We start from the raw sequence: 9,419 nt of genomic DNA on the forward strand, positions 1-9,419 counted from the left end.
TCTGTATTCCATATTCTAGAGAGAGTTCTATCAATATCACTTCTTATATCACTTCTTAATAACTCGTATGTCATAACTTGCCTGTCTGTTAGTTGACTAATGATTAATAAAAAGCTATCTTTTTCAATTTTATTATTTTTAAATTGTTCTAATGCATTTTGAAACATTGATATTAGTGTTCCAGTTGGTATTCTATCAGGTAGATTTTCAATTTCATTTATATCCATATTTTATTTCCCTTCTATTGGAATATGAACCTCATTTAAAGATTGATTTTTTTGTCCATGTTCCGTCTGATTTTAGCTGTTTATTTCCGATTTTTATCTGTGCAGTCCATCTCGAACCTGAAGCTGACCCTGGATATTTGCTTGCCGCTATAGGGTCTGGTGAATGCCATCGAATAATCACTGTTTGATTATCAGGTAAAGTGAATGTTTACTTTTCCCCTTTTGAGAGTGTCCGGTAGAATTGAAAGTATTAGGAGTCCCCCTTCGGAATCATCACTCTTATATCCTCGAGGCTCATTTCACTGTTTACGCTTTCCCATTCATTTCATCCTTTTTTGAATTTGGACATGTAAAAAAGCTCATTCCTACTAATGGTTCAAGTTGGAAAGAGCTTTTGAAAATTTATCAAGTATGTTTGTCAAGTTATTTAGTGTTTATTGGTTGTATTGTACGATCTTATAATTGGAGTTGTAAACCTAGTAAATTAATTCCCATCTAATAACTCTAGTCTTGACCATCTAATTCGGCGATAAATGCAATCTCTCTCATGAAAGATGATACAGCATGACAAATTTCCAGATCATCCTCATCCAACATCGACCAATAATAAACAGTATTCTTATGAATACCGATATCCTGAAGGAGATAATATCTGATTAAGCTAGCTGAATTCTCCTGAGCCTTTCCTTCTACTATAGCATCATTGAATGATGAAATAATAATAATCATTAAAGCGAATTTTTCGTCTTTGTTTAAATCTATATTTTCATAGACGTATAGGAATTCGGTTATTCTTGAAGAGTCCGACACTTCAAATTCCCAATCTTGTGAAAATTCATCAGGAGCAGGTAATTTGACTTTCTTTACAAGACCTTCAATAGCACTCTTCGTAACATATTCCGGGTATTCATTCTCCATGATTAATTCTCCTTTTTATTTACCTATTCCTGAAGGATGAGCACTGCTGTAAGGGAAAGCAGACCTAATTCCTCCATTCTCTTTCACTATCACTCTAACCATATCAGGTTTTATGTCAGTCCCATTTGGCAAGTACCCTCTTGATTTAATAGATGATGGTAGCGAAACTTCATAAACACCAGGGCCCTTTTTCGCCACCCCTGCAAGAAAATCTGCTGCACTCTTCTCATCGAGCCATTGGCCGATTTGATGCCCCTTTCCTTTGGCTCTATCTATAAGCTGATTTGGCTTTTTCTTAACACCGTGCTCTGAAAAAGCATGACCATACGTGGGAGTACTTTTAGGATTCCCCCATTTGAAATTATTAGCAGATTGTCCCGTTCCCTTATTAAAAGCATGACTAGAATTGAACTGATCCCTGATCAGCTTCTGATAGGCATCCGGAACTGGAACGTTCTTCGTGAGAAGATTACTTCCCCTACTCACATTACCAGGACTGCTATAAGCGATGCTGGATGTTGAAGATCCTGCTCCTGCCCTGCCGAATCCCCCCCACCCCACCGCAGTTGTGCGTCCATATCCGCAAGTCCGTTACAAAGTAATTATGGTATCCCTGTACTCTAAAATTATATACCTTTGTTGGTTCTTTTCTTACCGTAATGCTTTCAATCGGGTACTCCTGACCATCCCGATCTACCAGCTTATCGCCTACTAACAGATCCCCGGCTTCCACCCAGCCTTTGCCTTATATCCAGAATGGATGCTCTTCTGTCGTCGTAATCTTCTCTTGCTTCACTTCGATGACATATACTTCATCGGCTGGGCGATTAAAGGTTTCTTCCACGGCTTTATACGCCGTCTCACCTACCAACTTTGGTATCCTCGATTACCTTTAAGCCCTCGTCCGTTTGAATCTGTATCCCTGCTGACCATCATCACGATTCCATACAAGTGATAAGTTCTTTTATGAAACTCGCGAAAGAAATCCCAATATACGTGTTTGTAAATTAATTCATAGTAATCTATGAAGCTGCATTTATTTCAAAACCTATAAAATAACGAGAATAACAAAAAAAGAGATTATTTATGGTGGTATATGACCATAATTAATCTCTTAAATGTAACGTCCAAGCATTAATTAGATATACTGTTTGAAAATTTTGGTTTAATCTATACTTGGTACCCTCTAAAATAATAAACTTGAAAGGTATGATTCACTTTCATGGTTAATTATCTGTTATTATTCAATCTTATATCTTAGTATCTCTTCTGCTATTACCTCGCATTCTTCGAGGGACGTAGTGAACTCTTTTCCAAAACATTGGTTAAATATATTAAAAATCTCTTTAGCCAGTATTTCAACTGATTCAGAATTTACAGCTGCCTTCATAATATGTTTGGATTCAAAATGATACTCATCCTGCAACAAGGGATATATTTTAATCGGATTCCATTTGTTGATTATTTCAATAATTTTATTATCCATGTAGATCCTCACTTATTTACCAAATAGGGATATTGAGAGTAAATTGTACGCATCATCAAACTTGCTCTTTGGAATTACTGTTACAAGCGTTCCATCATTGGCAACAACTGCAGCTCCTTCTTTGGAGAAGTATAAATGTTTGCTCCCGTTGTTTTGAGAAAGTGCTTTTCCGTTCTTAACCCAAGACTCTGCCATTGACCTCGTTACTCCACGTTCAGCCATTCTTTCCAAGCCGTGAGAAGAGACTTTAGACCATTCAATTTTAATTTCAGGATTTCTCACAAGTATTCCTGCTTTTCCAAAGCTATCACCAATTTTCGCAACATTACCCGTCCCCTTAAAAGCTTTAAAAGAATTAAACGGGTCCTTTAGCAACTGCTGCTTAAAAGCCTCTGGAATCGGCACGTTCTTCACAGCCAAATTGCTGCCTCGGCTTATACTTCCAGGACTGCTATAAATGGTGCTGGATGTAGAAGATCCTGCTCCTGCCCTGCCGAATCCCCCCCACCGCAGTTGTGCGTCCATATCCGCAAATCCGTTACAAAGTAATTGTGGTATCCCTGTACTCTAAAATTATATACTTTCGTTGGTTCTGTTCGTACTGTAATGCTTTCAATCGGGTACTCCTGACCATCCCGATCTACCAGCTTATCGCCTACTGACAGATCCCCAGCTTCCACCCATCCTTTTCCTTCTATCCAGAATGGATGTTCTTCTGTCGTTGTAATCTTTTCTTGTTTCACTTCGATGACATACACTTCGTCGGCTGTACGATTAAAGGTCTCTTCCACGGCTTTGTACGCCGTCTCACCTGTTTCCTCGCTTTTTGCCAGTACCTTGTCTCCGACTTGGATATCCTCAATAACCTTTAAACCCTCATCTGTTTGAATCTTGGTTCCTGCAGAAAAACATTGAAATGCACACTCCAACCGGTGTTCTCCCGTTGGGTCCACACCATTTAACGGGTTATTCTCCACATACGTATACCGATTCAGCGTATCTGGCTCTTCAATTTTGCCCTGATTTTTATCCTCACTTATAAAACGGGCTATACTTGGGTCATACCAGCGTGCTCTTAAGTATTGCAGATCTGATACCGAGTCCCAATACTCTCCCGCATATCCAAAAATGTTCAGTACTGTTTCTTTACTTCCCAGCGGCAGACCCCAAATATCTAGCGATACTCATTTAACTTGGAGCCTTGCTCGTGTCAGGCGATTGTAACACCCGTCATAAGTATAACGTTCGTTAAACTCACTTGACGTCTTCACCTGACCCAGCGGCGCATAGCTGAAATTCGTCACATAGTTGTTCTCGTTACGAGACATCACATTATCGTTTAGGTCGTACTCGTATTTGAAATGATTTAAGGACTGCGCTCCCTTATCGTACTGAATCTGGGACAGCTTGTCGTTCTCATATTGCATGTTGGCCGCAAATGCCCCAGCCACTTGACGCTTCGCCACAATCCCATTTTTCCAATAATCGTACTTCACAAGTTACCTGACTCAGGGCTTCTCGCTCTAAACTGTCTAGGAGTTGCTAGTCTTGTAATAGACCGTGCATCCTGTGCTGGTTGCTGTTACTTCAACCCTGCTGCCAATACCTGTTCACGTTTTTCCATTCGTTTTGTCCTCCTTTGATTTTGGGCATACAAAACTAGCCCTTTCCTTCTCACGATTCAAGTTGGAGAGAGCTAGTAGTAGTTCCTCAAGTATGTTTGTCAAAATTATAAGTGTTTGGTTTGTTATTTGTATTGTATGAGCTTGCAGTAACAATCTAAATTCAATCTGTATTTTTATGAGTTATATGTGTACTAGTTGAATGGATAGATACATCCAGCACTGGATAACATCCATAGAAAAGCACAACTATTTAATGGAGTTCTTTATTTTTTTGTGAAATTCTTCTACATCACACCTGTTTTTAGAATTCAGAAAAATATGTTTTAAGAAATCTTCAATAAAATTCTTGATAGTGGATTCAAATATATTGAGTGGTAAATATACAGTTCCAGTTGGATTAATAAAAGTAACTCCTTCTGAAGAGTAGGTTGATTCATTATCCCAAGCAATCTCTAATTCACCGTTAACCCTTCTGAAAAATACATCAGGCAAAAAAGAACCTGCTCTATTTGAAAACCAAGAGTGTTTAAACTCCCATTCTTGCTTCGTATCAAACCAAGCATCAAATTCATCATCATGGTCTGATTCAAACAACATACAGTTATTCAAGATCTCTAGTGCGTTTCGTCCTTCAACAGGAAGAGGAAATAGTTCATCATTCAAAATATACTTTAAATTTTCGCTAAACCATTCAACAATATATATCAAATTCCATTGATATATATTTACGCTATTCTCTCTCTTATATTGGCAGATATCTCCCCCATGAATAAATAATTCAAACCTTCCCCATGTTTCGCCAGTCAAACTACTCTCATTAAAGGGGTTTGATCCAAACTCATATTGAATAGAAAATGTGTTCTTGTCTCCAAAACTCCTCAGAATAAAGCACCTCACTTGTTTTTTAATAACTTATTGTATTCCACTTTTGTAATCTTATTATCTTTAAGAAACTGCCTTAAAACATCAGCAGGTACTTCCTTAGCAGGATTCGCAACTGCATATGGATGCCATCCCTTTTCTCCATCCGGTTGAAATTTAATTAGTTTCCCCTCATAAATGTTGTAAAGTTGCTTGTTCTTTGAAGATGAATACCTGTATCCAATAAATCTTGCCCTGCTTTAGCATCTTGAATTGGATTTGGACTATCCCATCCACTTTTAGGGTCATGTTTAGGGCTAGGCTCATATATTCTCTGGGGAACTTTACCCGTACCCTGAGTTGTAATCTTAAAATCTCATATAGAAAAGGTGGCAACTGATTTCCAATTACCACCTATTATATCGTCCTGCCTTGAGTTCCGTTAGAGGACTCGCCGCCCTGTATTCAGTTTTATTTTTCATCATACCGTAGATGATGTTCACTAGTCTTCTCATGACGCATATGAGCGCTTGTTTCTTCGTCTTGCCTTCTGCTAGCATCCGTTGGTAGAACTCGTACATGAGCGGATTACGCTGTTTCTTGTTCTTTCCTTTGGCAACTTGGATTTGCTGAACAGCTAGGTTATGGAAGATGCTTTTCATGACTCGGTTGCCTTGTCCACTTGCTTGGTCTTTGCCCTTCCCTCCCTAACTAAATCGGACAGGAGCGATTCCGGCGAATCGGGCTAGCTTGTCGGTATTAGAGAAGCGACGAACGTCTCCAATTTCAGCCACTAGTTCTGCCGCTGTGACGATGTTGATTCCATCCATCGACGCTAGCTTATAGTCTGTCTTGACTATCACCTTCCGAAGTTCTTCTTTAACTTGTTTGGTGAGTTCCCGACTTCTCCGCATATCATGAACCATACTAACGACTAAGAAATCTCGATGTTCTTGAAGTTTACGTTCGGTTGCTCCATCTTGACTGACGACTTCCAAGATTTCTTCCGCCTTACGAGTGGAACAGGTATTATGACTTGCTTTGCGAAGGTATTCAGCTAATTCCTCCGCCCCCACCGCTGACAGATGATGCGGTGCAGGATACTTCTCCCAAAAGGCAAGAGCATCAAAATCAACGAGTTGCTGTGAGGACATGATTCCCTTTATTGATGCTCGGTGATGCTTGCTGAGTTCATCGGGAGTCATTAAGCAATGTTGTATTGCTAGTATCATGGCTCTTTTCTCCGCTCGAACAGCTTGCAAGTCACCAATAATGCTACACGTGTAGTAGTCATTGAACTTGGGCGGATACTGAATGATGTTATCAATTGGTATTTTCTCGTCGGGCTTGTATACCAGTTCCACCCTCGTCCTCTCCCCCCTTTACATAGCCGTTCGGCTGTTTTATCATAATTCCGACAGAATGCATGGTCTTTGCTTTCTTCTTTCCTGCCAAAGTAGCGAGTTCCTTCATAAACATTCATGTTCCGCCCCGCCCCGTATTTGAAGCAAGAAATACATTGCCCATCGGGAATGGGAAATCATAAGCCAACTCGCATCGGTTGAAATAAACTTCCTGAAAATGTCCGTATAGTGCATCAAGCAACGTGCGAAACTTCACCAGATAGTCAAGATGGGTTTCAATTTGAAGCGTGTACTTCCTTGATTTCTTCTGCCACCACGGTTGATACCGCAAGTACAGGTAAGCATCATCCATTCCTAAATTCCAATGGTAAACATAACCTTTATGACGAATGACAGGCTTAACATCAAACCAGTCCCGAAAAGACAGGCGATTTGATTGTAGAAGTTCACCGTCACTCCATGATATTCAATAGCAACTTTGTCAATGGAAAGCTGCACGTTATTCATGCGTTCCCCCACTGGCAAAGCTTTTGACGGGTTTGTCGCTTGTATTATAGAAATGAGGGAGTTGGCGGCTAGCCTTACCACATGACCTACTCTTTATGTAAACTGGTCGTCACCAAATTGCTTTCTTCGTCATAACTATCGCTATAATGTTCAGTTCTGTTGGGGACAAAATCGAATTATTCGATTTGCCGCCCCTACTAGTAATGGTCGTGTCATCCATCTTAAAAGTTGCATTGCCTTTTCATCCTCCTTATCGGGGCGGAGTATTCTACAGTTGCGAGTAAATTTGAAAAAACCGCAAGAAAACGAAGATAACAAAAAACAGGTCAATCATGGTGGTATATGACCATAATCGACCTGTTTTTTTGTAACGGAATAGCGTTATTTAGGTTATAAAATTAAAGCATTTGATGTGCGTACAAACAAAATGACGAAATCTTCATTCGGGCATTACATGGGTTAGTTGTGTTCATGGATGAATGATAGATTCATTCAACACTGGGTAGCCCCCACCAAAAATAATTTAACTAACAGTTGTATTTCCCCATGCAAAAGGTTACTTTGGAACATCTGCTAGATAAACATTAGCCTTTCCCATCTAGCCATTTGTTTGTATAGTACTTATTGGAGTTTATGCGGAGTTCATTGCGATAGTCTACTATGCTGCCTTTATTAATAGACCTATAAGAATTTATGTCCGAAGTTCCATCATCTTGCCAATTGCAGTATGGACAAATCTCATAACCTGTTCCTTCAATTCTATCATAAAGTTCTGTTAAAGTTTTAAAACCGCAACAAGGGCAAGAAAATAATTCTTCCACTTCACCAATAACTTCAACTTCATATCCAGTAATAGCATAAACTATTTCTGATAAAAACCCATTACTAACACCTTGAAAATCCACCTCACTTAATTCCATGTTGATTTTCGAAGAATCTTCTTCAAAATACTTTGGCAAACCTATCTCTTTTTCAACAATATCGCGTACTGAGCATATTAATTTAAAGGTATTTTCTCTAGATATATTTTTCATTTAATCAATCCCTTTCCTTTTAATGTTAAGATTACAGCATCATCAGGACGACCATCCCATTTATAAAATGACTTTATTTTACCTCCTATATCAGTCCCTACGAATATAGATTTAGTAGACGGCTCATATCTATATATAAATGCCCCATCCTTAACTTGTATAATCCTATCAGATTTTCTAGTAGCAAACTCATGAGCCATATCAGAGTATTCTGATGAAGATTTTGCTCCAAATTCATCGCCATGCTTATGATAGTGCGTTTTTAATTTTCCCTTACTCCATAGATCAGCTATCTTCTCTGTTGGTCGCCATAAGGATTCTGCCTGTTGATTAGCATTACCCGTCCCCTTAGGTGCTTTAAAAGAATTGAACTGATCCCTGATCAGCTTCTGATAGACATCCGGAACTGGAACGTTCTTCGTGAGAAGATTACTTCCTCTACTCACATTACCAGGACTGCTATAAATGGTGTTGGATGTAGAAGAACCAATTCCTCTGCCTCCACCCCCACCGCCGCAGTTGTGTGTCCAGATCCGCAAATCCGTTACAAAGTAATTGTGATATCCCTGTACTCTAAAATTATATACTTTCGTTGGTTCTTTTCTTACCGTAATGCTTTCAATCGGGTACTCCTGACCATCCCGATCTACCAGCTTATCGCCTACTGACAGATCCCCAGCTTCCACCCATCCTTTGTCTACAATCCAGAAAGGATGCTCTTCTGTCGTTGTAATCTTTTCTTGTTTCACTTCGATGACATACACTTCGTCGGCTGTGCGATTAAAGGTCTCTTCCACGGCTTTATACGCCGTCTCACCTGTTTCCTCGCTTTTTGCCAGTACCTTGTCACCGACTTGGATATCCTCAATGGCCTTTAAGCCCTCATCTGTTTGAATCTTGGTTCCTGCGGAAAAACACTGAAATGCACACTCCAACCGATATTCTCCCGTTGGGTCCACACCATTTAACGGGTTGTTCTCCACATACGTATACCGATTCAGCGTATCTGGCTCTTCGATCTTGCCCTGATTTTTATCCTCACTGATAAAACGGCCCATGCTTGGGTCATACCAGCGCGCTCTCAGGTATTGCAGGTCTGATACCGCGTCCCAATACTCTCCCGCATATCCGAAAATGTTCGGTACTGTTTCTTTGCTTTCCAGCGGCAGACCCCAAATATCGTATCGATACTCATTTAACTTAGAGCCTTGATCGTCTGTCAGAGAAACAACGTCTCCATGCCCATTGAGCTGGTAATACTGTACCTTGCCGCTTGCAGCGTCCTGCCGACCAATAATCGCTCCATTGGTATCGTAAATGTACACATAGAGGATACGCGGCTTGCCATCTGCTTCGATCACAGCCTCAGCTACGATCCGTTTGTCCTCATTGTAATA

13 protein-coding genes and 2 pseudogenes are annotated in these 9,419 nt (G+C 39.9%); all 15 read right to left on the reverse strand.

Going from position 1 to position 9,419, the window contains the following annotated elements; all coding sequences use genetic code 11:
• Window positions 1-227 (reverse strand): annotated as a pseudogene (locus tag MH117_RS26255) (hypothetical protein); the annotation flags it as partial.
• Between the two features lie 504 nt (window positions 228-731).
• Window positions 732-1,145 carry a hypothetical protein gene (locus MH117_RS26260; protein ID WP_239334059.1) on the reverse strand — a complete coding sequence of 138 codons (414 nt, stop codon included), beginning with the start codon at window positions 1,143-1,145 and terminating at the stop codon, window positions 732-734.
• A 15-nt stretch (window positions 1,146-1,160) separates the two neighbouring features.
• The gene (locus MH117_RS26265) at window positions 1,161-1,631 is read right to left on the reverse strand and encodes a hypothetical protein (protein WP_239334061.1); all 471 of its coding nucleotides are present in this window, start codon (window positions 1,629-1,631) and stop codon (window positions 1,161-1,163) included.
• A 13-nt stretch (window positions 1,632-1,644) separates the two neighbouring features.
• The gene (locus MH117_RS26270) at window positions 1,645-1,878 is read right to left on the reverse strand and encodes a polymorphic toxin-type HINT domain-containing protein (protein ID WP_239334063.1); all 234 of its coding nucleotides are present in this window, start codon (window positions 1,876-1,878) and stop codon (window positions 1,645-1,647) included.
• Window positions 1,879-1,890: 12 nt separating this feature from the next.
• The gene (locus tag MH117_RS26650) at window positions 1,891-2,016 is read right to left on the reverse strand and encodes a hypothetical protein (protein ID WP_275444874.1); all 126 of its coding nucleotides are present in this window, start codon (window positions 2,014-2,016) and stop codon (window positions 1,891-1,893) included.
• A 369-nt stretch (window positions 2,017-2,385) separates the two neighbouring features.
• The gene (locus tag MH117_RS26275) at window positions 2,386-2,631 is read right to left on the reverse strand and encodes a DUF1871 family protein (RefSeq protein WP_239334065.1); all 246 of its coding nucleotides are present in this window, start codon (window positions 2,629-2,631) and stop codon (window positions 2,386-2,388) included.
• A gap of 12 nt (window positions 2,632-2,643) precedes the next feature.
• Window positions 2,644-3,045 carry a DUF4258 domain-containing protein gene (locus MH117_RS26280; protein ID WP_239334067.1) on the reverse strand — a complete coding sequence of 134 codons (402 nt, stop codon included), beginning with the start codon at window positions 3,043-3,045 and terminating at the stop codon, window positions 2,644-2,646.
• A gap of 20 nt (window positions 3,046-3,065) precedes the next feature.
• A complete protein-coding gene (locus MH117_RS26285; RefSeq protein ID WP_343224490.1) occupies window positions 3,066-3,803 on the reverse strand; it encodes a polymorphic toxin-type HINT domain-containing protein in 738 nt (245 codons plus the stop codon).
• A gap of 12 nt (window positions 3,804-3,815) precedes the next feature.
• Window positions 3,816-4,127 carry a hypothetical protein gene (locus MH117_RS26295; protein WP_239334071.1) on the reverse strand — a complete coding sequence of 104 codons (312 nt, stop codon included), beginning with the start codon at window positions 4,125-4,127 and terminating at the stop codon, window positions 3,816-3,818.
• Window positions 4,128-4,502: 375 nt separating this feature from the next.
• The gene (locus MH117_RS26300) at window positions 4,503-5,063 is read right to left on the reverse strand and encodes a hypothetical protein (protein ID WP_239334073.1); all 561 of its coding nucleotides are present in this window, start codon (window positions 5,061-5,063) and stop codon (window positions 4,503-4,505) included.
• Between the two features lie 461 nt (window positions 5,064-5,524).
• Window positions 5,525-5,779 (reverse strand): hypothetical protein, encoded by a 255-nt coding sequence (locus MH117_RS26305; RefSeq protein WP_239334075.1) that lies wholly within the window; start codon window positions 5,777-5,779, stop codon window positions 5,525-5,527.
• A 45-nt stretch (window positions 5,780-5,824) separates the two neighbouring features.
• Window positions 5,825-6,481: a transposase gene (locus MH117_RS26310; protein ID WP_239334077.1), complete on the reverse strand. Its 657-nt coding sequence runs from the start codon at window positions 6,479-6,481 to the stop codon at window positions 5,825-5,827.
• Between the two features lie 115 nt (window positions 6,482-6,596).
• Complete coding sequence (locus MH117_RS26315) at window positions 6,597-6,812, reverse strand: hypothetical protein (protein WP_239334079.1); 216 nt, start codon at window positions 6,810-6,812, stop codon at window positions 6,597-6,599.
• Between the two features lie 883 nt (window positions 6,813-7,695).
• Window positions 7,696-7,809 (reverse strand): annotated as a pseudogene (locus MH117_RS26900) (CPCC family cysteine-rich protein); the annotation flags it as partial.
• 209 nt (window positions 7,810-8,018) lie between these two features.
• Window positions 8,019-9,419: polymorphic toxin-type HINT domain-containing protein (locus tag MH117_RS26325; RefSeq protein WP_239334091.1), on the reverse strand; the 1,401-nt coding region annotated here is incomplete at its 5' end.

Source organism: Paenibacillus sp. ACRRX (genome assembly GCF_022346885.1).
Lineage (GTDB): Bacteria > Bacillota > Bacilli > Paenibacillales > Paenibacillaceae > Paenibacillus_B.

Coding starts and splice junctions, on each gene's coding strand:
- MH117_RS26260 (WP_239334059.1), bottom strand. CDS start 1,145: ATGGAGAATGAATACCCGGAATATGTTACGAAGAGTGCTATTGAAGGT.
- MH117_RS26275 (WP_239334065.1), bottom strand. CDS start 2,631: ATGGATAATAAAATTATTGAAATAATCAACAAATGGAATCCGATTAAA.
- MH117_RS26305 (WP_239334075.1), bottom strand. CDS start 5,779: ATGAAAAGCATCTTCCATAACCTAGCTGTTCAGCAAATCCAAGTTGCC.